The organism is Streptomyces sp. NPDC002032 (assembly GCF_042890765.1).
GTDB lineage: Bacteria > Actinomycetota > Actinomycetes > Streptomycetales > Streptomycetaceae > Streptomyces.
Window position 1 is genome coordinate 266,645 of record NZ_JBIASM010000003.1, and the last position, 23,645, is coordinate 290,289.

At 74.7% G+C, this 23,645-nt stretch carries 19 protein-coding genes and 1 tRNA gene; 8 read left to right on the forward strand and 12 right to left on the reverse strand.

Annotation, left to right across the window (positions count from 1 at the left end):
• The first annotated feature begins 2 nt into the window (after positions 1-2).
• The 4 genes from ACFYYT_RS09330 (at position 3) to ACFYYT_RS09345 (ending at position 7,022) form a co-directional block, all read left to right on the forward strand.
• Entirely contained in the window at positions 3-2,786 is a 2,784-nt protein-coding gene (locus ACFYYT_RS09330; RefSeq protein WP_388607578.1) for a tetratricopeptide repeat protein, read from the forward strand.
• Positions 2,787-2,789: 3 nt separating this feature from the next.
• Positions 2,790-4,487, forward strand: a complete 1,698-nt coding sequence (locus tag ACFYYT_RS09335; protein WP_351816558.1) for a protein phosphatase 2C domain-containing protein — start codon at positions 2,790-2,792, stop codon at positions 4,485-4,487.
• 63 nt (positions 4,488-4,550) lie between these two features.
• Positions 4,551-5,870 (forward strand): VWA domain-containing protein, encoded by a 1,320-nt coding sequence (locus tag ACFYYT_RS09340; RefSeq protein WP_351816555.1) that lies wholly within the window; start codon positions 4,551-4,553, stop codon positions 5,868-5,870.
• 45 nt (positions 5,871-5,915) lie between these two features.
• Positions 5,916-7,022: an FHA domain-containing protein gene (locus ACFYYT_RS09345; protein WP_351816779.1), complete on the forward strand. Its 1,107-nt coding sequence runs from the start codon at positions 5,916-5,918 to the stop codon at positions 7,020-7,022.
• Here ACFYYT_RS09345 and ACFYYT_RS09350 read toward each other — a convergent pair.
• The 5 genes from ACFYYT_RS09350 to ettA all read right to left on the reverse strand — a co-directional run bounded on the left by ACFYYT_RS09350 (position 7,019) and on the right by ettA (position 11,526).
• The gene (locus ACFYYT_RS09350; protein WP_351816553.1) at positions 7,019-8,086 is read right to left on the reverse strand and encodes a methyltransferase domain-containing protein; all 1,068 of its coding nucleotides are present in this window, start codon (positions 8,084-8,086) and stop codon (positions 7,019-7,021) included. The genes ACFYYT_RS09345 and ACFYYT_RS09350 overlap by 4 nt on opposite strands.
• A gap of 59 nt (positions 8,087-8,145) precedes the next feature.
• Positions 8,146-8,514, reverse strand: coding sequence for a globin (locus ACFYYT_RS09355; protein ID WP_385323101.1), 369 nt, complete (start codon positions 8,512-8,514; stop codon positions 8,146-8,148).
• Positions 8,515-8,650: 136 nt separating this feature from the next.
• Positions 8,651-9,400 carry a hypothetical protein gene (locus ACFYYT_RS09360; RefSeq protein ID WP_351816547.1) on the reverse strand — a complete coding sequence of 250 codons (750 nt, stop codon included), beginning with the start codon at positions 9,398-9,400 and terminating at the stop codon, positions 8,651-8,653.
• Positions 9,397-9,852 carry a thioesterase family protein gene (locus tag ACFYYT_RS09365; RefSeq protein ID WP_285536382.1) on the reverse strand — a complete coding sequence of 152 codons (456 nt, stop codon included), beginning with the start codon at positions 9,850-9,852 and terminating at the stop codon, positions 9,397-9,399. The genes ACFYYT_RS09360 and ACFYYT_RS09365 overlap by 4 nt, the downstream gene beginning before the upstream one ends.
• A gap of 9 nt (positions 9,853-9,861) precedes the next feature.
• Entirely contained in the window at positions 9,862-11,526 is a 1,665-nt protein-coding gene (gene ettA, locus ACFYYT_RS09370; protein WP_351816543.1) for an energy-dependent translational throttle protein EttA, read from the reverse strand.
• Between the two features lie 238 nt (positions 11,527-11,764).
• Between ettA and ACFYYT_RS09375 the strand changes: the two genes are divergently transcribed.
• Positions 11,765-12,412 carry a hypothetical protein gene (locus ACFYYT_RS09375; protein WP_351816540.1) on the forward strand — a complete coding sequence of 216 codons (648 nt, stop codon included), beginning with the start codon at positions 11,765-11,767 and terminating at the stop codon, positions 12,410-12,412.
• Here the strand turns inward: ACFYYT_RS09375 and ACFYYT_RS09380 are convergent.
• The 5 genes from ACFYYT_RS09380 to ACFYYT_RS09400 all read right to left on the reverse strand — a co-directional run bounded on the left by ACFYYT_RS09380 (position 12,397) and on the right by ACFYYT_RS09400 (position 19,818).
• Positions 12,397-14,016: a phosphatase PAP2 family protein gene (locus tag ACFYYT_RS09380; RefSeq protein ID WP_351816537.1), complete on the reverse strand. Its 1,620-nt coding sequence runs from the start codon at positions 14,014-14,016 to the stop codon at positions 12,397-12,399. The two genes, ACFYYT_RS09375 and ACFYYT_RS09380, sit on opposite strands and share 16 nt — an antisense overlap.
• A 33-nt stretch (positions 14,017-14,049) precedes the next feature.
• The gene (locus tag ACFYYT_RS09385; RefSeq protein ID WP_351816534.1) at positions 14,050-15,231 is read right to left on the reverse strand and encodes a thioester domain-containing protein; all 1,182 of its coding nucleotides are present in this window, start codon (positions 15,229-15,231) and stop codon (positions 14,050-14,052) included.
• Positions 15,232-15,668: 437 nt separating this feature from the next.
• On the reverse strand, positions 15,669-16,076 hold the full coding sequence (locus ACFYYT_RS09390; RefSeq protein ID WP_351816531.1) for a single-stranded DNA-binding protein: 408 nt from the start codon (positions 16,074-16,076) through the stop codon (positions 15,669-15,671).
• Positions 16,077-16,175: 99 nt separating this feature from the next.
• Complete coding sequence (locus tag ACFYYT_RS09395; RefSeq protein ID WP_351816528.1) at positions 16,176-18,200, reverse strand: YfjP family GTPase; 2,025 nt, start codon at positions 18,198-18,200, stop codon at positions 16,176-16,178.
• Between the two features lie 4 nt (positions 18,201-18,204).
• Positions 18,205-19,818, reverse strand: coding sequence for a dynamin family protein (locus ACFYYT_RS09400; RefSeq protein ID WP_351816776.1), 1,614 nt, complete (start codon positions 19,816-19,818; stop codon positions 18,205-18,207).
• 332 nt (positions 19,819-20,150) lie between these two features.
• Here ACFYYT_RS09400 and ACFYYT_RS09405 point away from each other — a divergent pair.
• Positions 20,151-20,223 (forward strand) — tRNA-Arg (locus ACFYYT_RS09405).
• Between the two features lie 160 nt (positions 20,224-20,383).
• Positions 20,384-21,256, forward strand: a complete 873-nt coding sequence (gene nadE, locus ACFYYT_RS09410; protein WP_351816525.1) for an ammonia-dependent NAD(+) synthetase — start codon at positions 20,384-20,386, stop codon at positions 21,254-21,256.
• 85 nt (positions 21,257-21,341) lie between these two features.
• On the opposite strand, the gene ACFYYT_RS09415 is transcribed toward nadE, so the two are convergent.
• Positions 21,342-21,815: a phospholipase gene (locus ACFYYT_RS09415; protein WP_351816522.1), complete on the reverse strand. Its 474-nt coding sequence runs from the start codon at positions 21,813-21,815 to the stop codon at positions 21,342-21,344.
• A 346-nt stretch (positions 21,816-22,161) separates the two neighbouring features.
• On the opposite strand from ACFYYT_RS09415, the gene ACFYYT_RS09420 reads away from it, so the two are divergent.
• The gene (locus ACFYYT_RS09420; protein WP_351816519.1) at positions 22,162-22,698 is read left to right on the forward strand and encodes a hypothetical protein; all 537 of its coding nucleotides are present in this window, start codon (positions 22,162-22,164) and stop codon (positions 22,696-22,698) included.
• 106 nt (positions 22,699-22,804) lie between these two features.
• Here the strand turns inward: ACFYYT_RS09420 and ACFYYT_RS09425 are convergent, their stop codons facing one another.
• Positions 22,805-23,581, reverse strand: coding sequence for an alpha/beta fold hydrolase (locus ACFYYT_RS09425; RefSeq protein ID WP_351816516.1), 777 nt, complete (start codon positions 23,579-23,581; stop codon positions 22,805-22,807).
• Positions 23,582-23,645 lie beyond the last annotated feature (64 nt).

Sequence of the window (23,645 nt, forward strand, 5' to 3'; positions counted from 1 at the left end):
TGATCGGAACGCCGTGCGTGCGTCCCGGCTGCCCGGGATCGTACGAGGACATGGGCGGCGGGGAGCTCTACTGCGACACCTGCGGGCTCGCGCCGGTCGGCGCGGTCGCGGCCGGCGCGGAGGAACTGCAGTCGCCGCCGACGGGGATGACGAGCGCGGCCCGGCACGGGGACTCCCGGGGTTCGGCGGGCTCGCGCGGTTCGGGCCGCTCCTCGGCTTCGGCGCGGTCCTCGCGCTCCTCCCGGTCCTCCTCCTCGCGCCGTTCGGTGTCGGGGCGGCTGTCGCGGTCGCTGTCGGGCGGCGCCGCCTCCACCCGCTCGGTGTCGGTGCGCAGTTCGGGTTCCTCCGTGCCCTCGGCGGGCCGCAGCAGGCTGGGCGCCGGGTTGGTCACCATGCCGGAGGTGCCGCGTCCGGATCCTTCGGCGGCGGTGCTGGCCAATCCGGAGGTGCCGGAGCGCAAGCGGTTCTGCTCGCGCTCGGACTGCGGGGCCCCGGTGGGCCGCGCCCGGGGCGAGCGGCCGGGCCGGACGGAAGGGTTCTGCACCAAGTGCGGGCACCCGTACTCCTTCGTGCCGAAGCTGCGCGCCGGTGACGTGGTGCACGGCCAGTACGAGGTGGCGGGCTGCCTGGCGCACGGCGGGCTCGGCTGGGTCTACCTGGCCGTGGACAAGGCGGTGGCCAGCCGGTGGGTGGTCCTCAAGGGCCTGCTGGACACCGGTGACCAGGACGCGATGGAGGCGGCGATCTCCGAGCGGCGCTTCCTGGCGGAGATCGAGCACTCCAACATCGTGCGGATCTACAACTTCGTGGAGCACCTGGACCAGCGGACGGGTTCGCTCGACGGCTACATCGTCATGGAGTACGTGGGCGGCAAATCGCTGAAGGAGATCGCCAACGAGCGGCGCCGGCCGGACGGGCGGCGCGATCCGCTGCCGGTGGAGCAGGCGTGCGCGTACGGGATCGAGGCGCTGGAGGCCCTCGGGCACCTGCACAGCCGCAACCTCCTGTACTGCGACTTCAAGGTCGACAACGCGATCCAGCAGCAGGACCAGCTGAAGCTGATCGACATGGGCGCGGTCCGGCGGATGGACGACGACGAGTCGGCCATCTACGGCACGGTGGGCTACCAGGCGCCCGAGGTGGCGGAGCTGGGGCCCTCGGTGGCCTCGGACCTGTACACGGTGGCCCGCACGCTGGCCGTGCTGACCTTCGACTTCCAGGGCTACACGAACGTGTTCGTGGACTCGCTGCCGGATCCGGAGCACATCGAGGTCTTCGGCCGCTACGAGTCCTTCTACCGGCTGCTCGTACGGGCGACCGACCCGGATCCCGGGCGGCGGTTCGCCTCCGCGCAGGAGATGGCGGACCAGCTGACGGGTGTGCTGCGGGAGGTGGTCGCGCTCCAGACGGGCCGGCCGCGGCCGCAGCCGTCGACGCTGTTCGGGCCGGAACTGCGGGTTCCGGACACCCGGTTGTACGCGGACGTGCCGGGGACGGGGGCGTCCCGGCTGGGCGTACGGGAGGTCCCGCGACGGATGTGGGGGCGGCGGGCGGCTCCGGCGGCGGTGGCGCCCGAGGCGGTGGCGGCGACGGCCATGGCCCTGCCTCCGGCTCCGGTCGCGGCGGCCCCGGCGTCGTCGGCGTCGGCTCCGGCTCCGGTCGCGGCGGCGGGTCCGGCTTCGGGCACGGCCCCGGGGGCACCCTCGCTCGGCACCACCGCCACGCATCTCGCGGGCGCCGCGCTGCCCGGACCCCGGCGCGCGACCCCGGCCCCGGCCCCGGCCGTCACCACGCCGCTCCCGGCCGCTCTCCCGGCCCCGCTGCCGACAGCCGTCCCGGCCCCTCCCCCCACCGCGCCCGGGCTGGCGCCGCTCGACGCGCACGACACGGCGCTGTCCCTGCCGGTGCCGCTGGTGGACCCGGCCGACCCCAACGCCGGCTTCCTCGCCGGACTCCTCGCCTCCGCCCCGGCCGACCTGCTGGGCGCGCTCGGCTCGGCTCCGGCCGACTCCGTGGAACTGCGGCTGCGGGAGCTGCGCGCCCGGCTCGAACTGGGCGAACTGGCCGTCGCGGGCGCGGACCTCGCCGAGCTGGAAGCCCGGCACCCGGACGACTGGCGGGTGGTGTGGGCCCGCGGGATCGCCTCGCTGGCCACCGGGGACGACGAGATAGCGGCCCTGTCCTTCGACGCCGTCTACGACGCCTTCCCCGGCGAGCCCGCCCCGAAGCTGGCCCTCGGGCTGTGCGCGGAGGTGCTGGGCCAGCTGGACAACGCCGCCGAGTACTACCGGCTCGTCTGGGCCACCGATCCGGGGTTCGTCAGCGCGGCCTTCGGGCTGGCCCGGGTCCAACTGGCCTCCGGGGACCGGGACGCGGCGGTGCGGACCCTGGAGTCCGTGCCGGAGGCCTCCATCCACTACACCGCCGCACGGGTGGCGGCCGTACGGGCACGCCTGCGCGACCGCTCCCCGCAGGAGGCCCTGCCGGCCGATCTGGGGGCCGCGTCCGACCAGGTCGAGGCGCTGCGGCGGTTCGGGCTGGACCCGGAGCGGCAGGAGCGGCTGACGGCGGAGGTACTGGCCGCGGCCCTGGACTGGGTACTGTCGGGTAGCCGGGGTGCCGACCCCGGCCGGACCTCGCTGCTCGGCAGTCAACTGGACGAGCGGGGGCTGCGCTTCGGCCTGGAGCGCTCGTACCGCGTCCTCGCTCGGCTGGCGCAGCGGGGCGAGGAGAGGATCGAACTGGTGGAGCGGGCAAACCGTTTCCGTCCCCGGACGTGGGTGTGAGTGATGTCGATGCATCGGCTGTCGGGCTGCCCCAGCTGCAAGGAGCCCCTGGAAGAGGGTGACCGTTTCTGCGGCGTGTGCGGATACGCCCTGTCCTCCCCTCCCCCCGAACCGGACCCCACACCGACCCTCCCCGTCACCCCGGCGGCGGGCGGCTCCGGAACCCGGGCCCCGGGAGAACCGGACGCCACCGGGTCGTACGTCCTCGCCCCGGCCGACCCGGCCGCGCGCGGCGCCGGCTCCGCCGCCCCGGCCGGCCGGCCCGACGCCCTGATCCCGGCCCCGGCCCCGGCGCCCGCGCACGCGGTCCCGGCCGGGGGCACCGGCGCGCACTCCGGGTTCTCCGGCCCGGACGCCGCGCCGCAAGGCGCCTCCGTGGGCGGCGCCACGGGCGGGTACGGCGGCTCCGCAGTGCCCGCGCCCGGCTGGGGGAGCACGGCCGAACACGCGCCGACGCTGCCCGGGGACGTCTCCGGCCTGCCGGGCCCGGCCGCTCCCCGCGGCTCCGCCGATGCCGGGCACGAGACCCCGTACGGCCGCGAACCCGTCCGCCACGACCTCCCCGGCGAGGCCGGCGCCCCCTGGGGCCCGGCCGGGCACGAGGAGCCGTACGCCGCCGCGCCGCAGGAGCCCGCCGCGCCCCAGGAGCCCGCCGCCTCGCAGGAGCCCGCCGCGCCCGAGGACCCGTACGGCTCCCCCGCGCAGGGCGACGGCGGCAGGACCTGTGTGGCCTGCCGCGCCGGGCACGTGGACACCGACGGGTACTGCGAGCACTGCGGGCACGCGCAGCCCCGCGAGCGCGACCACCTGGAGGAGGAGCTCTGCAGCGTCGCCGCCGTCAGCGACCGCGGCCTGCGCCACCACCGCAACGAGGACTCCTTCGCCGTGGCGGCCACCGCGCTGCCCGACGGTTCCGCCGCCACCGTGGCCATCGTCTGCGACGGCGTCTCCTCCGCGAGCCGCCCCGACGAGGCGTCGGCGGCCGCCGCCGGCGCCGCCAACGAGGCGCTGCTCGATGCCCTCCCGCGCGGCGCCCATCCGGCGGAGGCCATGCACGGGGCGATCCTCGCGGCGGCCGACGCCGTCAACGCCCTCGCGCCGCCGACCCCGGGCGCGCAGAACGCCCCGGCCTGCACCCTGGTCGGCGCCGTCGTCAGCGGCGGTGTCCTGACCATCGGCTGGGTCGGCGACAGCCGCGCCTACTGGGTCCCCGACGACCGCGCCGCGCTGTCCCGCCGGCTCACCGAGGACGATTCGTGGGCGGCCCAGATGGTCGCGGCCGGGCTGATGGGCGAGGCCGAGGCGTACGCCGACGTCCGGGCCCACGCCATCACCGGCTGGCTCGGCGCCGACGCCTACGACCTCGACCCGCACACGGCCAGCTTCCGGCCGGACCACCCCGGGGTGGTCGTGGTCTGCACCGACGGTCTGTGGAACTACGCCGAGTCGGCGCAGGACATGGCCCGGGTGCTGCCCGCGGACGCCGCCGACCGTCCGCTGCACAGCGCGCAGGTGCTGGTCGGGCACGCCCTCGACGGGGGCGGCCACGACAACGTCACCGTCGCCATCGTTCCCTTCAGCCCGGAACCGGACACCGCGCCGGCGCCGGCCGCGGCGCCGGAGGCCGGAACGGGAGCGGCGCCGGGCGGGGAAGCGGAACCGGACGCGGGAGCCGAAGCGGAACCGCGCCCCGAGGTCTGACCCGCCCGGCCGCCCAGCCGCCCGCCCAGCCAGTCAGCCAGCCAGCTCCGAGGAGTCCAGCAGATGGCGAACTTCGCCAAGCCGAGCGCCCCGCGCTTCAGCGTGGAGGTGTACCAGAACGAGTTCCTTCCCGAGGGCGGGCGGGACGTGCACGCCATCGTGACGGTCACCTCCACCGGCGGGGCGGCCGCCACCCGTTCCCTCGGCCGGGACGCGGCCGTCGTGATCATGGTCGACTGCTCCGGCTCCATGGAGTACCCGCCGGACAAGATGCGCGGGGCCCGGGAGGCCACCGCCGCCGCGATCGACACCCTGCGCGACGGCACCGCCTTCGCCGTGGTCGCCGGCACCCACGTGGCGAAGGAGGTCTACCCCGGCCAGGGCCGCCTCGCCACCGCCGGCCCGGCCACCCGGGCGCAGGCCAAGGAGGCCCTGCGCGCCCTGACCGCCGGCGGGGGCACCGCCATCGGCACCTGGCTGCGGCTCGCCGACGGCCTGCTGCGCGGCTCGTCCGCCGCGATCCGGCACGGCATCCTGCTCACCGACGGCCGCAACGAGCACGAGGAGCCGGCCGTGCTGCGCGCCACCCTCGACGCCTGCGCCGGCCGCTTCACCTGCGACGCCCGCGGGGTGGGCACCGACTGGGAGGTGAAGGAGGTGACCGGCATCGCGGGCGCGCTGCTCGGTTCCGCCGACATCGTCGCCGATCCGGCCCACCTCGCCGAGGACTTCACGCGCATGATGGAGAACGTCATGGGCAAGGAGGTCGCGGACGTCGCGCTGCGGCTGTGGACCCCGGTCGGGGCGGAGGTCCAGTACGTCAAGCAGGTCTCCCCCGCCCTCCACGACCTCACGGGCCGGCGCAGCGAGGCGGGCCCCCGGGCGGGCGACTACCCGACCGGCTCCTGGGGCGACGAGTCCCGCGAGTACCACGTGTGCGTACGGGTGCCGGGTGCCTCCGTCGGCCAGGAGATGCTGGCGGCGCGGGCCTCGCTCGTGCTGCCCGGACCCGCCGGTGAGCCGCGGCCGCCGCTCGCGCAGGGGCTGGTGCGGGCCGTGTGGACCGACGACCTGGCCGCCTCGACCGCCATCAGCCCGCAGGTGGCGCACTACACGGGACAGGCGGAGCTCGCGCAGGCTATCCAACAGGGCCTGGAAGCCCGCAAACTGGGTGATGTCGACGGCGCCACGGCCAAACTGGGCCGTGCGGTACAGCTGGCGAGCGTCTCCGGGAACGCCGACACTGCCAGACTTCTGGCGAAGGTGGTGGACGTCGTGGATGCGGTCGCGGGTACTGTGCGGCTGAAAGCGAAGGTCACCGATGCCGACGAGATGACCCTCGAAACGCGTTCCACCCAGACCGTCCGAGTGAAGAAGACCTGAGACCAACCTGACGCCATGACGCAGGGAGAAGGGGGAAGCGCCGCGATGCCGACCTGCCCGAACGGGCACCAGTCCGCCTCCGACGACTGGTGCGAGGTCTGTGGCCACCGCATGGCTGCCGCCGCCCCTACGGGCGCCCCCGCGGCGCCCTCCTACGGCTACGGCTACCCTCCCACCACCGGTGAGCCGACCGCCCAGGCCGAGCTGTGCCCGCAGTGCCGCACCCCGCGCGAGGCGATGGCGCCCTTCTGCGAGGAGTGCCGGTACAACTTCCTGACGCGCAGCGCGACCTCCTCGTACGCGCCGGCCCCGGACTCGGGCCCCGGCGCCGGTACGGGTACGGGTGCGGGCGCTCCCCCGCTGCCGCCGCCGCCGGCTCCGCCGCAGCCGGTGTTCTCCCAGGACCACTTCGAGTACCAGGGATCACGGCCCTCGCGGGTCAACCGCCCGGCCGAGCCGCTCCAGCGCGAGGACGACTGGCTGCTGCCGCCGCCCTCCCGCGATCCGCAGCCGCCGCAGCCGCCGCAGCCGGCGCAGCCGCAGCCCGTGCAGCAGGAGTACCAGCAGGAGTACCAGCAGGAGTACCAGCAGCCGCACTACCAGCAGCAGCCTCCGCCGCAGCACGAGTACCAGCAGCCGCAGCCGGTGCAGCAGCCCCCGATGCACGAGCCCTTCCCGCCGCAGGCGCCCCCGGCACCCCAGACGCCGCAGACGCCCCCGACGCCCCCGACGCCCCAGCACGGCAGCGCCTCCTGGTCGGCGACGATCGGCCCGGACCGCTCGTACTTCATGGCGATGATGCAGCGCAGCGGCCCCGAGGCCGCCGCGCTCAACCTGCCCGCGTACTCACCGGAGCAGCACCTTCCGCTCTCCGGCGGCCAGATCACCATCGGCCGCCGCCGCGCCTCGACGGGCGAGTCCCCGGACGTCGACCTGTCGGTGCCCCCGGAGGACCCGGGCGTCTCGCACCAGCACGCGGTACTGGTGCAGCAGCCCGACGGCAGCTGGGCCGTGGTGGACCAGAACTCCACCAACGGCACCACCATCAACGGCGGCGAGGAGCCGATCCAGCCCTACGTCCCGGTCCCGCTCGCCGACGGCGACCGGGTCCACGTGGGGGCCTGGACCACCATCACCGTCCGCCTCGGCTAGGCCGTCCGCTCCCCCAGGGGCCACACGTAGGGCCCCTGGGGATCGTCGAGCCAGGACCACTGCCCCTCGGCGGTGACGGTGACGCCGAACCGCTCGCGCGCTGGCCGGTCCTCGCGCCGCCACAGGTCCAGCGCCTCCCGGGCGTGCAGCACGCCCGCCGTCAGGATCAGCAGGAACTGGAAGCGCTCGTTCTCCACCAGCTCGTACGGGACCCCGTGCAGCAGCCCCGTCGCCCCGGCGGGCACCGCCGAGGCTCCGGCACCGCGCAGCGGGACGAAGTAGGCGGAGGTGTGCAGGAAGCGGCCCTCCGCGAAATCGGCGTCCCGGACCGTGAGCGCGATCAGCCCGGTCGACAGGGGGGCCAGGATCCGTGCCCCCGGCCGGCACTGGCCGAGCCAGGCGTGCGGGACCAGCGGCAGGGTGCAGGTCACCAGGATCCGGTCGAAGGGGGCGCGGGCGGGGCAGCCGCGCGCCCCGTCCCCGGTGACCACGGCCGGGCGGTAGCCGAGCAGGGCCAGGTGGGCCCGCGCCGACTCGGTGATCTCCTCGTCCAGGTCCACGGTGGTGACGAGGTCCTCGCCGAGGCGGTGGCAGAGCAGCGCCGCGTTGTAGCCGGTGCCCGCGCCGATCTCCAGCACGTTGTCCCCGTCGCGCACCTCCAGGCACTCCAGCATCTTCGCCATCAGGGAGGGCTGACTGCTGGAGGAGACCAGCTCGCCGTCGCGCAGCCGGGTCGCGAGCGGGGCGTCGGTGTAGACGCCGCGCAGCCAGCGGGCCCGCCGGACGGGGTCGGGGTCCTCGCCCCAGAGCCGCTCGTGCCCGGCTCCGCGCCCGGTCCAGAAGTACGGCACGAACACGTGCCGGGGGACGGCCGCGAAGGCGGCCCGCCACTGCGGGTCCTCCAGCACCCCGGCGGCGGTGAGCTCGCGGACCTGCGCGGCGTGCGCGATCTCCCGCAGGTCCCGTGGCGCCGCGGTCCCGTCGGGTGCGGTGCCCGGAGTGCGGGGATCGCGTGGAGTGCCTGACGCGTGAGCGCCCGTGCCGCCCCTGCCGCCCTTGCCCATGACTCCACTGTGCTGCGGGCAGCCCCGGGGTGCGACCGCGCGTGCCCGGGACCCGGCGGTCAGGCCGTGTTGATCATGGAGGCGGCGGCGTAGGTCAGGTAGCGCCACAGCTGTGCTTCGTGCTCCGGCGCCAGGCCCAGCTCGTCCAGCGCGACCCGCATGTGCGCCAGCCAGGCGTCATGGGCGGCGGCGTCCACCTGGAAGGGCGCGTGCCGCATCCGCAGGCGGGGGTGGCCGCGGTTGTCGCTGTACGTCGTCGGGCCGCCCCAGTACTGGATCAGGAACAGCGTGAACCGCTCCTCGGCGGGCCCGAGGTCCTCCTCGGGGTACATCGGACGCAGCAGCGGATCTCCGGCGACCCCCTGGTAGAAGCGGTGGACCAGACGGCGGAAGGTCTCCTCGCCGCCCACCTGCTCGTAGAAGGTCATCTCCTGCACCGTGCTCTGGGGATCGTCATTCACCCGACCATCGTCTCAGACGCCCGGACGGAGGACCCCGGTCCTAGGACCCGCCGTCCAGCCGCACCCCGGACCGGCCGGGGCTCGGACCGGGACCGGCCGGGGCTCAGACCGGCCGCACCTGGAAGGCACCGAGTCCGGCCGCGCCGCCGGGGCGCCGGGTGGCGACGGATCCGTACGGGGTGCTCAGCCGCAGCCAGCCGCCGGAGGCGAACAGCGCCACGGGAGCGGGGGCGGCGGGGCCGGGCCCGGCCCCGGTGACGCCGGCCGGGACGGGGGCGCCCACCGGGACGGGGGACCGTACCGGGCGCAGGAAGCCCAGGGACTGCGCGGCGTGCACGGCCCGCAGCGGAAGTTCGGTGTCGCCCAGCGTGCGCGACCAGATCTCGCGGCCGATGCGGTCCCGCTCGGAGCGGGTGCGGTGCTGCGCGGGCAGCGCCTCGTCACGGGCCCGGAACTCGGCGACGGCCGCGGCCACGGCCGCCCGTACCGCCTCGGGGGCGGGCAGCCCCGCCACGGGCCGCCAGCCGCCGCGCGGCGGCAGCACCCCGGCCCAGGGCGGACCGGTGACGGGCCCGGGCACGCGGACCCCGGCGCCGCCCTCGTCGACGGCCTCCAGCAGCTCGCCGGCGGAGACCGTCACGTCCAGCGGCGTCGCGAGCGGGGCCCGGAGCCGTGCCGTGCGGACGGCCAGGACGTCGAAGGACGGCGGCCGTCCGAAGACGGCCAGCGCGCCGCCGCCCGCCCGCGCCTGGAGGCGGACGGCGGCTGCGCGGTCGTAGTGCACCAGCCGGCCCAGGAAGGCGGCGAGGTCGGCCGCCTCCCCGGAGTCGGCGAAGTGCAACTGCTCGTTCATGCCGCGAGGCGCCCTTCGGCCGCTTCGGGCGTGTCGAGGTACTGCTCCAGGAAGTGCCGCTCCTCGGCCGTGATGCGGCGGGGCCGGCCCTCGGCGAGGTTGTAGGGCACGACCACCGTTTCGGCCCGGACGTAGACCGTCTCGGGAGCGTCCGCGGTGGCCTCGTCCTTGACCTCGTAGCGGATGGTCAGGGACGCGGCACCTATCCGGGTCACCCAGGACTCGATCAGGACCGGCTCGTGCCGGTGCACGAGGGGCAGCTTGTAGTCGATCTCGTGACGGGCCACGACGGAACCGCCCGTGAAGGAGTCGCTGCCCTCCCCCGGCGCCAGGCGGAACATGAAGTCGATGCGCGCCTCCTCCAGGTAGCGGAGGAAGACCACGTTGTTGACGTGCCCGAAGGCATCCATGTCCGCCCAGCGGAGGGGGCACCGGTAGTGATGTCTGGCCATGGTCTCGGCCTAGCCTCGGGTGAGCTTCTTGTAGGTGGCGCGGTGCGGGCGCGTGGCGTCCGGGCCGAGCCGCTCGACCTTGTTCTTCTCGTACGACTCGAAGTTGCCCTCGAACCAGAACCACTTGGATTCGCCCTCGTACGCCAGGATGTGCGTGGCGACCCGGTCCAGGAACCAGCGGTCGTGGGAGACGACCACGGCCGCACCGGGGAACTCCAGCAGCGCGTTCTCGAGCGAGCCCAGGGTTTCGACGTCGAGGTCGTTGGTGGGTTCGTCGAGGAGCAGCAGGTTGCCGCCCTGCTTGAGGGTGAGCGCGAGGTTCAGGCGGTTGCGCTCACCGCCGGAGAGCACACCGGCGGCCTTCTGCTGGTCCGGACCCTTGAAGCCGAAGGCGCTGACGTACGCGCGGGACGGCATCTCGACGTTGCCGACGTTGATGTAGTCCAGCTCGTCCGACACGACCGCCCAGAGGCTCTTCTTGGGGTCGATGTTGGCGCGGCCCTGGTCCACGTACGAGATCTTGACGGTCTCGCCGACCTTGATCTCGCCGGAGTCCGGCGTCTCCAGGCCCTGGATCATCTTGAACAGCGTGGTCTTGCCGGCGCCGTTGGGACCGATGATGCCGACGATGCCGTTGCGCGGCAGGGTGAAGGACAGGTCGTCGATGAGGACCTTGTCACCGAACGCCTTGGAGAGGTTGTTGACCTCGACCACGATCGAACCCAGACGCGGGCCCGGCGGGATCTGGATCTCCTCGAAGTCGAGCTTGCGCATCTTGTCGGCCTCGGCCGCCATCTCCTCGTAGCGAGCGAGACGGGCCTTGGACTTCGCCTGGCGGCCCTTGGCGTTGGAGCGGACCCACTCCAGCTCTTCCTTGAGGCGCTTGGCGCGCTTCTCGTCCTTCTTGCCCTCGACCTTGAGGCGCTCGGCCTTCTTCTCCAGGTAGGTGGAGTAGTTGCCCTCGTAGGGGTGGGCGCGGCCGCGGTCGAGTTCGAGGATCCACTCGGCGACGTTGTCGAGGAAGTACCGGTCGTGGGTGACGGCCACGACGGCGCCCTTGTACTGGGCGAGGTGCTGCTCCAGCCAATTCACGGACTCGGCGTCGAGGTGGTTGGTGGGCTCGTCGAGGAGCAGCAGGTCGGGGGCCTCGAGCAGCAGCTTGCAGAGGGCGACGCGGCGCTTCTCACCACCGGAGAGGTTGGTGACGGGCCAGTCGCCGGGCGGGCAGCCCAGCGCGTCCATGGCCTGCTCCAGCTGGGCGTCGAGGTCCCACGCGTTGGCGTGGTCCAGGTCGTCCTGGAGCTTGCCCATCTCCGCCATCAGCTCGTCGGTGTAGTTCGTCGCCATTTCCTCGGCGATCGCGTTGAACCGGTCGAGCTTGCCCTTGATCTCGGCGACGCCGTCCTCGACGTTCTCCAGGACGGTCTTGGACTCGTCGAGCTTGGGCTCCTGCATGAGGATGCCGACGGAGTAACCCGGCGACAGGTACGCCTCACCGTTGGAGGGGTGCTCGATGCCCGCCATGATCTTCAGAACGGTGGACTTGCCGGCGCCGTTGGGGCCGACCACACCGATCTTCGCGCCGGGCAGGAAGTTCAGGAAGACGTCGTCAAGAATCACCTTGTCGCCGTGCGCCTTGCGCGTCTTGCGCATGGTGTAGATGAACTCAGCCAAGAGAAACCGTCCGGCAGATCGATGGTGGGCAGATACACCCCATCTTGCCGTACGTCCATCCCCAGGCGGAAACGCGTTCCCGCCCGCGGACCGGGGCGCGGGGTGGGGCGGGGCGGCCGCCGGACGGCCAACGGATGGGTAAAAGCGCTGCTCGGGGTGGGGGCGGGGCTGACATCCTGGGCGGCGGCCGGGGGTGCGGGGGGCCGTCAAAGCGGGTCGGGCACAGGGGGACGGGGAAGTGGAGAACGCACTGCTGGCGCTCGCCAGCGCGGTGGTGGCGGTGGCGGGCACCCTGCTCGCGCCGGTCCTCTCGCAGCGGATCACGGCCCGGGTGCAGGCCGGCCAGTTCGAGCGGCAGGAGCGGCTGGCGCGGGCCCAGTGGGAGCGGGACCAGCAGATCGCCGAGCGGGACAAGCGGCGCGATTGCTACGTGAGCGCCAATGCCGCGTACCGCCGTTACCGGGTCGAGCTGATGAACCACCTGTGGGCCGTGCACCGGGACGACGTCACCCCGGAGGGCAGGGCGGCCCTGGAGGAGGCCCGGCACGCGCTGCACTCCTCCTTCGCCGAGGCCCAGATGATCGCCTCCGACGCGGTGATGACGGAGCTGGACGGTCTGACCTCGGCCCTGTCGAAGGCCTATTCCTGGACGGTGCGGCTGGAGCGGGGGACGCCGGCGCCCGGGCGGGGGTTCGAGGAGATCCAGGCGGTGCTCCTGGAGCTGGGCGACACCTGGCAGCGCACGCGCGCCGTGATGCGGGCCGACCTCGGGGTGGGGCCGGGCACGGGAACGCCGGCCGCCCCGTCCGAGGGCTCCGGGGAGCCATCGGACGGGGCAGGCCGGCGCGGGGAAGGCCGGCCCGGAGGGGATCAGAGCGGGCGGTAGACGGTGAGGGCGTCGGGGAGGCCTTCGAGGACGAGCGCGGCCGGGGCGTGCGCGTACTCCCCGTCGTAGGCGAGCGGCGTGCCCTCCGGGATGTCCCCGATCCGCAGGCTGCGCACCTTGGTGGCCACGTGCACCGGGGAGCGGGTCAGCGGTCCGGCGAAGGCGGCGGCGAGCAGGCGGGAGCCGGGGCGGCCGCCGCCGTGGACGACCCGCAGGTCGAGCAAGCCCTCGCCGAGGTGGTCGCGGCGGCGGGGGGTGGGGCCGGTGCCCTGGTAGGTGCCGTTCCCGGCGAAGAGGAGCCATGCGCTGCGGGGCCGGCCGGCCAGGGTCAGGCGGACGGGCCGCTCGGCGCGCAGCACCCGCCAGGCCGCCAGCACCGCGGCGGGGCCGCCGCCGATCCGGGGCGCCCAATTCAGCCGGTGCCGCAGCAGCTCGGGGTAGGCACCGATGCTGAAGTTGTTCAGGAAGTACCCGGCCTCCGCCGCCGTCCCGGAGCCGGAACCGGCGAGGGAGCCCGTGGCGGAGCCCGTGGCGGAGCCCGTGGCGGAATCCGAACCGGAGCCCGTCCCCGCATCCGTACCGGAGTCCGGGTCCGCGGGCGGGGGCGCCGGCCGGTTGGGGTGGCTGGTCGGGGCCGGGGTGAAGCGGCCCACCGCGACCCGGACCGCCTCGCCCGAGGCGACCGCCCGGCAGGTGTCCTCCACCCCGGCGAGCCCGAGGTCCAGCGCGAAGTGGTTCAGCGTTCCCCCGGGGAACACCGCGAGCGGCACTCCGGCCCGCAGCGCGGCGGTGGCGGCGGCGTTGACCGTACCGTCGCCCCCGCACACGCCGAGCACCGTGGCGCGGGCGGCGGCAGCGGCCAGCTCCGCCTCCAGCTCGCTCCCGGAGCACTCCACGAGCTCCGCCTCGGGCAGCCGCTTGCGCAGTACGTCGAGCCCCACCACGGAGGCGGTCCCCGACCCGGAGTTGACCACCACCGTCAGCCCGGCCCCGTCCGGCAGCGCGGGCACCCCGCTCGCCCGGCGTTCCTCGCCCGGCACCACGCGCGCCCGCTGCACGGCCCGCACGGCCCGGTGGACGACGATCCCCGCCGCCACCCCCCACGCGGCGCCCACCGCGACGTCCGAGGGGTAGTGGACTCCGGTGTAGACACGGGAGAACGCCACCGACGCCGCGACCGGCGCCACCAGCGCCCCCCAGCCGGGGGACTCCGACGCCAGCCCCGCGGCGAACGCGAAGGCCGAGGCGGAGTGCCCGGAGGGGAACGAGGTCGTCCAGGGCGCCACGGCGGGCCGCCGCGCCAGCGGCACCCCGTCCAGCAGCGGCCGGGGCCGGCGCACGGACCACTTCCCGACCGTGTTGATGGTCGCGGAGGCCAGCCCGAGCGAGGCCATCCCGCTCAGCGCGCCCTTGCGGCCCCGCGCCGAGCCGAGGGCGGCGATGGCCAGCGCGGTCCCGCCCCACAGCACTCCGTGGTTCGCCGCCCGGCCGAGTCTCGGCAGCACCCGGTCGGCTCCCGGCCAGTGCCGCCGCGCCACCTCGTCGAACAGCCGCCGGTCCCACCGCGCGACCGCACCCCGCCAGGTCAGATCTTGATCACCCATCCCTCGCGCTTACCCCGGCAGCGGCCCGCGGAATCAGCCTTCGGCGCCCTCGGACCCCACCGCCTCCTCCTCTCCCTCCAACGGACGCTTGCGCAGCAGCAGGACGACCATGCCGCCCAGCACGACCAGCCCCACCGCCAGCGAGGCGATCACCGGCGTGGCCGCCGAGCTGCCGCTGGTGGCCAGCCGCTCCCCATCCGGGGAATCCGGCGACTGCGACGCCGCCGCGTCGGCGGGCGGCAGTTCGGCCGACCCGGCCAGCGTGCCCACCGTCCCCGTCGCGGCCCCCGCCGCCGGCCGCGGCCAGACCGCCGTGGCGGTGGCGGCGGCAGCGGCGTCGCTAGAGCCAGCCACGATCTGCGCCTCGGCCGGGATCCCGCTGGTGAAGACCCGCCCGACGGGCACCTTCGTGGAGCCCTGGACGATGACCGAGGCCGTCCCGTCCGGGGTGCCGGCCGGTACCTCGAAGTAGAGCGGCGTCCCGTTGGCCGCGGAGCCGACCGCCCGCCCCTCGGCGTCCACCACCCGCACCCCCATGGCCACGGCCGCCGCGTCCGGAGTCACCGTCACGCTCTGCGCCCCCGTGCGCACGGTCACCGGCCCGAGCCGGCTTCCGGCCGGACCCGTCACCGTCCCGGACACCCGGCCGGGCTCCAGGTCCAGCGAGGCCGGCGGCTCCGGCAGCCGGGCCGCCTCCCGCAGGAGGTAGTCGGCCAGCCGCTCCGCCTCCGGGTCGGCGGCCTCCACCTGGGCCCCGTCGGCCAGTCGCCAGATGGCCACCTGCGTCCCGGCGGCCGCGCTCTCCACGGTCAGCGCCCCGGCCCCGGCCTGCTTCGCCAGCCCGGCCAGGTCGTTGTGCTGGGGGTAGGAGTGCTCCAGCACCCAGCGGATCCGGCCCGCCTCGGCGTTCCCGGCGAGCAGGCTGCCGTTCCAGCCGCTCTCGGTGTACCGGGCCTGCGGCTGCGCGTAGCCCGCGACGCCCACTCCATAGGTCTGGAGCATGCCTCCGCCGTCGACGCGCATCTCGTAGAGGCCCGCCGGGATCTGCCGGACGGCGCCGTCCCGGGTGTGCAGGACCGCCTGCCCGTATGTCTTCAGGCCGTCCAGCACGGCGCTCGCGCCCCCGGCGGACCGGCCCGTATCCGGGTCGCCGGAATCCGCCGAGGCCCGCGCCCCCGGACCGCTGGCGAGGGCGGCGGCGGTGAGCAGGGCCACGGCCGCGGCCCGCCGGACGGAGCCCCGCAGCGCGCCCCCGCCACTCGCGGCAACGCCACTCGGGACACCGCCGACGACATCACCCGCGACACCGCCCGGGCCAGGGTCGGCGGCAGCGGGAGCGGCGGGAAGCGGAACCACGGCCCGGGGCGCTTCGGGGGCCGGTGGCGCGGCGGACGCCCGGGCCGGTCTGCCTGCGGCCGGGGCGGCGGCCCCGGCCGGGGGAGCGGTCGCGGCCACCGGGGCGGCGGATCCGACGCGTGGCGTCGCCGAGCCGTCGCAGGGCGTGGCGGATGCGGAGAACGCAGAGGACGCAGAGGACGCAGAGGACGCAGACGACGCGCAGGACGCGGGAACAGCAATCGACACAGTCTTCCCCTTCGGGCCGTAGACCCAGGTGCCCGTGAGTACCGGGGAATCCTATCCGCCTCGAACACTCAGACCACCGCCGCATTTTGAGGCCCCATCAGCGGGGTGTCCGTCTTGACCACCCGCCGGAAGGCCGCCGTTCCGCGATTGAGGTCGTGTCCGATGGCCACCGCGTCGATGTCCGCGGAGAACCACCGGACGCCGTCCCCGTCGGGCGGATCCTCCCGGACCCGGAGCCGTCCGTGCACCACCAGCGGCTCCCCCACCGCCACGGAACTGGCCAGGTTGACCGCCAGCACCCGGCGCGCCCAGACCGTGTAGAAGCTGGTGGCGGCATCCGTCCAGGTGTCGGTGCGCCGGTCGAAGTACCTCGGGGTCACCGCGAAGCGGAACCGCGCGGACGGCCCGGTCTGCGTCTCCTTGAAGTCGATCTGCGTCGCCACGTACCCGACCAGCGTCACCAGGGTGTCGTTCATCCCGGCCGCCCTCCCCCACGTTCCGCACCCGCCCGGACCTTCCGCACGGCGTACGAAACATGCTGGCGCGGGCGCGCCGTCCCCGCTCCGGCCTGTGGATTACTCGCGGGTTGTGGACAACTTCGTCCCCCCTGCGGCGACCGTCGCGTACTGCTCGCGCACCTCGCGGTAGCGCAGCAGCTCCGCCGCCACCGGCTCCAGCACCCGGGCCCGCCCGCATCCGGCCGCGGCCTGCCGGAGTTTGCGTTCGGCGTCCTGCCCGTAGCGCCGCGCCGGGCCCCGGGCCGCGATCGAGCAGGCCCACTCCACGAGCGGGCCGCCGATGATGCCCGCCACCATGAACAGCACCGGCGGCATCAGCTTCGGCTCCAGGACCCCGACGATCTGCCCGACCAGCCACAGCCCGCCGAAGATCTGCACCAGGGTCATCGCCGCCTGTGCCAGCACGGCGGCCGGCCACCAGGTGGGCCGAGGGGGTTTGGCGGCCGGGACCGCGACGGCGGCGCCGAGCGTCACCGCCAGCTCGTCCAGGGCTTCCGGGAGGCGCTCCGCCCCGCGCACCGCGGTCTCCCGCACGGCCTGCGCCCAGGGATCGGGCAGCCCGATGACCGCCTCGTCGGCGACCGTCCGCACGGCCTGCTCCACCCGCTGGCGGGCGGTCACCTCCTTTTCGAGCGGAGTCCCGGGCGAGAGCGCCGGGTTGCGGCCGATCGCGGCGAGGGCGGCCAGGCCCGCCAGGGTGCGCGGGGCGCGCCGGTTCTCGTACCAGCGCCACAGCCGCAGCCAGGGCGTGCCGCAGGCCTTGCCGGCGTTGCGCCGCCAGGCCCGTTCGGCGGCGAGCCCGGCCGCGTACGCCCCCACCGCCTCGGCGAGCCGGTCCTCGAACTCGGCGCGGGCCGCCTCGCCGATCTCGGGCCCGGCGTGTCCGTCGGCCACGTACAGGTGTCTCAGGCGGCCGGCGGCCCGGTCGACGTCGGCGGAGATCCGCCGGGTCGCGGCGCCCTTCTCCTGGGTGAACTGTGCGAGGAGCTCGCGCAGTTCCCCGACGCCCTCACCCGTCAGGGCGGACACTCCGAGCACGGTGGCCCCCGGCTCCCCGTGTTCGCCGAGCGCGATGCCGTCGTCGTCGAGGAGCCGGCGCAGGTCGTCCAGGACGAGGTCGGCGGCCTCCCCGGGCAGCCGGTCCACCTGGTTCAGCACCACGAACGTCACCTCGGCGTGCCCGGCCAGCGGCCGCAGGTAGCGCTCGTGCAGAACGGCGTCCGCGTACTTCTCCGGGTCCACCACCCACACCACGGCGTCGACGAGCGCCAGGACCCGGTCCACGTGGTCGCGGTGCACGCCGAGCGCCGAGTCCAGGTCGGGCAGGTCGACGAGGACCATCCCGCGCAGGGCCTCGGCCTCGGGGGTCTCGCGGGGCCTGCGGCGCAGCCGGCCGGGGATCTCCAGCCGGTCCAGCAGCCCGGCCGCCCCGTCCGACCAGCTGCACGCGATCGGCGCGGCGGTGGTCGGGCGGCGCAGCCCGGTCTCGGAGATCTGCACTCCGGCGAGTGAATTGAAGAGCGTGGACTTGCCGCTTCCGGTGGCTCCGGCGATGGCGACGACCGTGTGCTGGGTGGACAGTCCCCGGCGCGCCGCCGCCTCGTCCAGCACCCGGCCGGCCTCGGCCAGGGACGTGCCGTCGAGGCGGGTCCGGGACAGTCCGACGAGCTGGCGCAGGGCGTCGAGGCGCATCCGCAGGGCCTGCGCCTCGGGGCTCAGCGGCGGCGCGGAGACCTTGCCGCCGTCGCTGCCGGCGCCGGAGACGGCCCGGACGAGCGCCTCGTCGCCGGCGCGCCGTTCCTCGTCCAGCTCCGCTTCCAGCTCCGCGTCCAGCGCCGCGTCCAGCGCCGCGTTGCGGTCCTGGTCCGCGTGCAGGCCGGCGCCGAGGGCGGCGAGCCCGCCGGGTGCGTTCCCGTCCGCAGCGGAGCCGTCGCGTCCGTCGGTCGCGTCGCCGCCGGTTCCGGCGGCGGAGGCGGCACCGGAGGCGCGGGCGGCCTTGCGGGAGACCCGGTGGCGCGAACGCGCGATGAAGCCGTCGTCCCAGCGGTCGTCGGTGCGGTCGCGGTCGGTCAGGGCGGTCACCGCGTCACCTCTCCTTCTGCAGTAGGGACAGCGCGGCGATCAGCTCGGCCTGCGGTTCCGGGGTCACTTCGAGTGCTTCCAGCGGGGCGAGCCTGCGGTCCCGTTCGGCGCGCAGCACCTGGTCGAGGTGTTCGGCGACCAGCTCCCCGCCCCGGTCGCGCAGGCGTACGGCGGCCTGTACGCCGATCCGTTCGGCGAGCTTCTCCCCGGCGGGGCGGGCCCGCTTCCCGCCCAGGAGGGCGGCGACGAGCAGGGCGGCGATGCCGTCGGGGTCGGGCGCGGGCTGCTTGTCGAGCCGGGCGACCTCTTCCTCGGCGAGTTCCTCCAGCACGCGCCGCCACCGCCGGACGGCCATGCCGATACGTTCCGCCGCCTCCCGGTCGGGGGCGGGCAGGGCGACGGCTCCGGCGGCCGGCTCGCGCCGCCAGGCGGCGGCGATCCGTTCGTCGGCGGCGGCCACGGCGCACTGGAGCAGGGCGGCGAGGGATTCCGCGAGGGAGTCGAGGAGTTCGTCGGCGCTGGTGTCGAGGGGGTAGCCGCGCCACCGGGTGAGCGCGTCCCCGGCGAGCACGGCGCCCCGGTCGAGGCGGTTGCGGACCCGCTTGCCCTCCTGCTTGTAGGCGTCCTCGACGGCCGAGGTCAGCCGTACGGCGGCGGCGTGCTGGGCGGCCACGGCGGAGGCGAGTTCGGGCATGCGGCGGCGCAGCGAGTCGAGCGCTCCCAGCGCGGTCCGCCCGACGGCGTACTGCCGGGCGGCCGGGTCCTGGACGTGGTGGGTGAGCCAGGCGAGCAGCGGCGCGACGGCGCTGGCGGGCAGCAGGCCGCCCCCGCCGGCCGACTCGGGCAGCTCGGGCACGGTGAAGCGCGGTACGTCGCCCAGCCCGGCCCGTGTGAGCAGGGCCCCGTACTGGCGCGAGACCTCGGCGAGCACCTGGTGCGGCACCCGGTCGAGGACGATGGCCAAGGTGGCGTTGTACTGCTTGGCGGTGCGCAGCAGGTGCCAGGGGACGGCATCGGCGTAGCGCGAGGCGGTGGTGACCATGACCCAGACGTCGGCGGCGCAGATCAGCTGCGCGGCGAGCGTCCGGTTCTCGACCACGAGGGAGTCGATGTCGGGGGCGTCGAGGACGGCGAGCCCGCGCGGGAGGGTGGATACGGTCTCGATCCGCAGTTCGCGGGTCGCGGTGCGCTGGTTCGGTCCGCGCGGGAGGCCCTTCTTGGGCCGGGGAAGCAGTTCGTCGTCGCTTTCGGGAGACCAGAGGCGCATGAGGTCGGGGAGGATGCGCATCCCGGCGAACCAGTGATGGTCATCCGGATGGCAGACGAGCACGGGGGTGCGCGTCGTCGGCCGCAGTACCCCGGCTTCACTCACCTGGCGCCCGACGAGCGAGTTGACGAGGGTGGACTTACCGGCCCCGGTGGACCCGCCGACGACGGCGAGCATCGGCGCCTCGGGCGCCTTCAGCCGGGGTACGAGGTAGTCGTCGAGCTGCGCGAGCAGCTCGGCTCTGGTCTGGCGGGCGCGCGGGGCGCCGGGCAGGGGCAGCGGCAGACGCACGGACGCGACCCGGTCGCGCAGGGCGGACAGGGCATCGAGCAGCTGAGGCCGTACATCCAAGGTCACCACATGCGAAGAATGCCCAATTTGGGACCATTTTTGAAGCTTATACGCCCTCTGCGCGCCGAGCGCTACTCCACCAGGACATCCTGGACACCGAGGACGAGTGGGACGCAGGCATAACGAGTGCACAACACCCAGGCCGCCGCGGCGCAAAAGCGATGCGAGAATCGCACCTGCCTGCGATTATCGGGACCGCTTCACCGAACCTCCACATCGTGGCACGCGAGTGAAGCAACCGGGACAAGGCGACCGGAGCCCTATCCTTGACCCGGCACGGACCGCAGTCCCACCCCCACCAAGGGGCTCCAGGCCAACACGGTCACCTTCCGGCCCCCGTAGCTCAGTGGATAGAGCAGGCGCCTTCTAAGCGCTTGGCCGCAGGTTCGAGTCCTGCCGGGGGCGCTCGCGCCGGGCCGGTCCGGCCCCTCCTCCGGGAGGGCCGGAGGCCCGGGGCAGAGGGCCGGGGCCTCGCCGGCCCCGCCACTGGGCCGCCGCCGGCCGCCCACCGGGCCGTCCACGGGCCGCCACCGGGCCGTCTTCCGGCCGCCGGTACAGTACGCGGATGGCGAACCTACGCGAGCAGATCCTCGGCGAACTCGGCGCCCGGCCGACCATCGTGCCCAAGGTCGAGATCCGGCGACGGGTCGACTTCCTCAAGGACTACCTGAGGTCCACCCCCGCCAAGGGCTACGTGCTCGGCATCAGCGGCGGCCAGGACAGCAGCCTGGCGGGCAGGCTCTGCCAGATCGCCGCCGAAGAGCTGCGCGCCGAGGGGCACGAGGCCACCTTCGTCGCGGTCCGGCTGCCCTACGGCGTACAGGCCGACGAGCACGACGCCCAGATCGCGCTGGAGTTCATCGGCCCCGACCGGTCGGTCGCGGTGAACGTGAAGCCGAGCGCGGACGCGGTCTCCGCCGAGACGGCGGCCGGCCTGCGGGAGCTGCTGGGCGACGGCGAGGGCGATGGCACCGGGAGCGGGAGCGGGAGCGGGCTGCGCGACTTCGTGCGCGGCAACGTCAAGGCCCGCGAGCGGATGGTGATCCAGTACGCGATCGCCGGACAGCTGGGCCTGATCGTCGTGGGCACCGACCACGCGGCCGAGGCGCTGACCGGCTTCTTCACCAAGTACGGCGACGGCGGTGTCGACGTCACCCCGCTGACCGGGCTGAGCAAGCGCCAAGGCGCCGCGCTGCTCCAGGAATTGGGCGCACCCCCCAGCGTCTGGGAGAAGGTGCCGACCGCCGACCTGGAAGACGACCGGCCGGCGCTGCCCGACGAGGTGGCGCTGGGCCTGACGTACGCCGAGATCGACGACTACCTGGAGGGCTGCGACGTCACGCCCGAGGTGGCGGCGAAGGTGGAGTCGGTCTACCTCGCGACCCGGCACAAGCGGACCGTCCCGGTCACCCCGCTGGACGGCTGGTGGCGCGGCTGAGACCGGATCACCGGGCGGCGGCGGGGCGGGTAAGTGGAACCGTCCCGCCCGACGGGGGTGCGGGCGGGACGGGGATCGGGGTGGGTCAGGCCGCCGGGGCGTCCTGCGGTGAGACGCCGAAGGCCTTGACCGCCTGGTAGTAGGTCCAGGCCGTGCTGTCGCAGGAGCCCTTCTTGACGCCCGAGTACTGCGAGCACACCCGCTTGAGGTCCGCGTACAGGGCGTCGTCCAGGCGGGACTTGTTGGCGGGGAAGGCGCCCGCCGCCTTGTAGTTGCGGTAGCCGAAGTCGTGGCGGGCACAGGCCGTCTGGAACGGGAAGCCGAAGGGGTTGTCCGGCGAGGACGAGCAGTAGTCGGTGGACCAGTCGAAACCGTACGAGGACCAGCCGGACTGGTTCCCGCGCGCCGCGACCCAGGAGTTGTAGCTGGCGGCGCTGGTCTGCGTCCAGCCGCTGAGCACCTGCGGCTTGTCCGCGGGGGCCGCCGACGCGGGGGTGGCGACGGCGAGCAGACCCGCGGCCGCTCCGGCGGCGAGCAGGGGAGCGAGACGAAGACGCATGGCATTCCTCCGGGTGGGGACGGGGGCGGGACCGGCGAGCAGGGTGGCGGAGCCGGTGTGGGGCCGGTGTGGAGCCGTACGGAGCGGTGTGCAGCGGTGTCCTGATCGTTGCGCCGCCCGGCCAACTGGCCGTTGCGGCAGGTGGGTTCACCTTCCGATCGGGTCCTATCCCCGGCCCCCACGGCTCCTATACACGGATCTCCGGACGCGGGCCGGGGGGACCCTGGTTCTATGCCGGCCCGTCCGCACCGCTCTCAGGTATGACGGCGCATCCGACTTCAGACAGAGGCACGGTTCGTACTGCGGAGGGACGCGCCAACGGCCCCGATCGCGAACACTTGTGGGTATGAACCGCCGTCCGCTCGTCATCGCCGCCGCCACCGTGGGAGCCCTTGCCACCGCGGCGCTCGCCCTGCCGAACCTTCCTCCCAACCCGGTCACGGACACCCTCAACGACCGGTTCCTCAAGGAGAAGGGCAGGCACTTCGCCACCGCCGCGGACGCTCCCACGCGCGGTGACATGGCGTTCGTACTGCCGGGCTGGATACCGAAGGACGCCACCGACGTCCGGGTGCGGGTGCGCACCACCGGCGAGGCCCGGCTGATCCGGTTCACCCTGGGCAAGACCCCGCTCGACGGCCCGCAGTGCGCCGTCAGCGCGCCGAAGAAGGCCGGCGGGCCGCATCTGACGGCCCGTTGGTGGCCGGGCGACCTCCGGTCCGGGGAGCGGCCCGAATGCCGGGGGCCCTACCAGTACCAGGTCGCGGTGCGCGGCAAGAAGGTCTACGCGTGGACCGACGGCACGCCCTCGCCGGGGGCGCGAATACAGGTGGGCAAGCCCGGCCTCGCTCCGGCCTCCGCCGTCCCGGTGCGACACCCCTGACCCGCCGGCGGTTCGGTGGATCGGTCCGGGCGCGGACGGAGACGGGGGCGCGGGCGCGCGTAGGTACGGGTACGGGTACGGGTACGGGTACGGGGGCGCGGACGGGTCAGGCGGCGGTGCGGGCGAGGGCCGCGGCGGTGGCGCGGGCGAAGGCGTCCGGGTTGTCGAGCATGATGTTGTGCCCGCAGTCCGCGATGGCCACGACCTCGACTCCGGCTGCCTCCAGGGCCTCCGCCCCGGGGAGGGCGCCGTCGCTCGCGGGGTACAGGAAGCTGCGCGGGATCTTCAGATCCAGCAGGAGTTCCCTCATGGTGGGCGTGGTGCCGGCGGCGAGGTGAACGGCAGTGCGGTGCAGGGCGGTGCGGCCGGCCAGCCGCATGGTCGACCACCAGTGCGCGCCGACCCGGTCGCGGACCTCGGCCCAGCCGCCCGCCAGGAACTCCTCCTCCGTGTAGGAGGCGATGCCACTGCTGCCCGGGGCGCGGGGGACGACCGGGACCGGGTCGAGGTTGGCGTCGACCAGGACGAGCCGGGAGACGAGCTCGGGGTGCCGGGCGGCCAGCACGATGGCCACGGCCCCGCCCATGCTGTGGGCGATCACCTCGGCCCCCTGCGCGCCGGCCCCGGTGAGCGCCGGCGCGAGCGCGTCGGCGTGCGCCTCCAGGGTGTACGCGAACGCCTCGGGGCGGTCGCTGTGCCCGTGGCCCAGCAGGTCCACCAGCAGCGAGCGCCGCCCGGCGAGCAGCGGGTGCGCGGCGGAGGCGGCGAAATAGGCGGGCGAGGTGGAGCCGAGTCCGTGGAGGTAGACGCGGGCCGGGCCCTCCCCGGGGAGCTCGACCCATCGGATCCGGTCGCCTTCCGGCGTCACTTCGGCACTGTGCACGACGCGTTCCCCCCGCTCTCGTGAAAGATCGTTCCGGGCCGAGCGTAACCGGCTCCGGGAGGGC

Coding starts and splice junctions, on each gene's coding strand:
- ACFYYT_RS09335 (WP_351816558.1), top strand. CDS start 2,790: ATGTCGATGCATCGGCTGTCGGGCTGCCCCAGCTGCAAGGAGCCCCTG.
- ACFYYT_RS09340 (WP_351816555.1), top strand. CDS start 4,551: ATGGCGAACTTCGCCAAGCCGAGCGCCCCGCGCTTCAGCGTGGAGGTG.
- ACFYYT_RS09345 (WP_351816779.1), top strand. CDS start 5,916: ATGCCGACCTGCCCGAACGGGCACCAGTCCGCCTCCGACGACTGGTGC.
- ACFYYT_RS09350 (WP_351816553.1), bottom strand. CDS start 8,086: ATGGGCAAGGGCGGCAGGGGCGGCACGGGCGCTCACGCGTCAGGCACT.
- ACFYYT_RS09355 (WP_385323101.1), bottom strand. CDS start 8,514: ATGACCTTCTACGAGCAGGTGGGCGGCGAGGAGACCTTCCGCCGTCTG.
- ACFYYT_RS09360 (WP_351816547.1), bottom strand. CDS start 9,400: ATGAACGAGCAGTTGCACTTCGCCGACTCCGGGGAGGCGGCCGACCTC.
- ACFYYT_RS09365 (WP_285536382.1), bottom strand. CDS start 9,852: ATGGCCAGACATCACTACCGGTGCCCCCTCCGCTGGGCGGACATGGAT.
- ACFYYT_RS09380 (WP_351816537.1), bottom strand. CDS start 14,016: ATGGGTGATCAAGATCTGACCTGGCGGGGTGCGGTCGCGCGGTGGGAC.
- ACFYYT_RS09390 (WP_351816531.1), bottom strand. CDS start 16,076: ATGAACGACACCCTGGTGACGCTGGTCGGGTACGTGGCGACGCAGATC.
- nadE (WP_351816525.1), top strand. CDS start 20,384: ATGGCGAACCTACGCGAGCAGATCCTCGGCGAACTCGGCGCCCGGCCG.
- ACFYYT_RS09415 (WP_351816522.1), bottom strand. CDS start 21,815: ATGCGTCTTCGTCTCGCTCCCCTGCTCGCCGCCGGAGCGGCCGCGGGT.
- ACFYYT_RS09420 (WP_351816519.1), top strand. CDS start 22,162: ATGAACCGCCGTCCGCTCGTCATCGCCGCCGCCACCGTGGGAGCCCTT.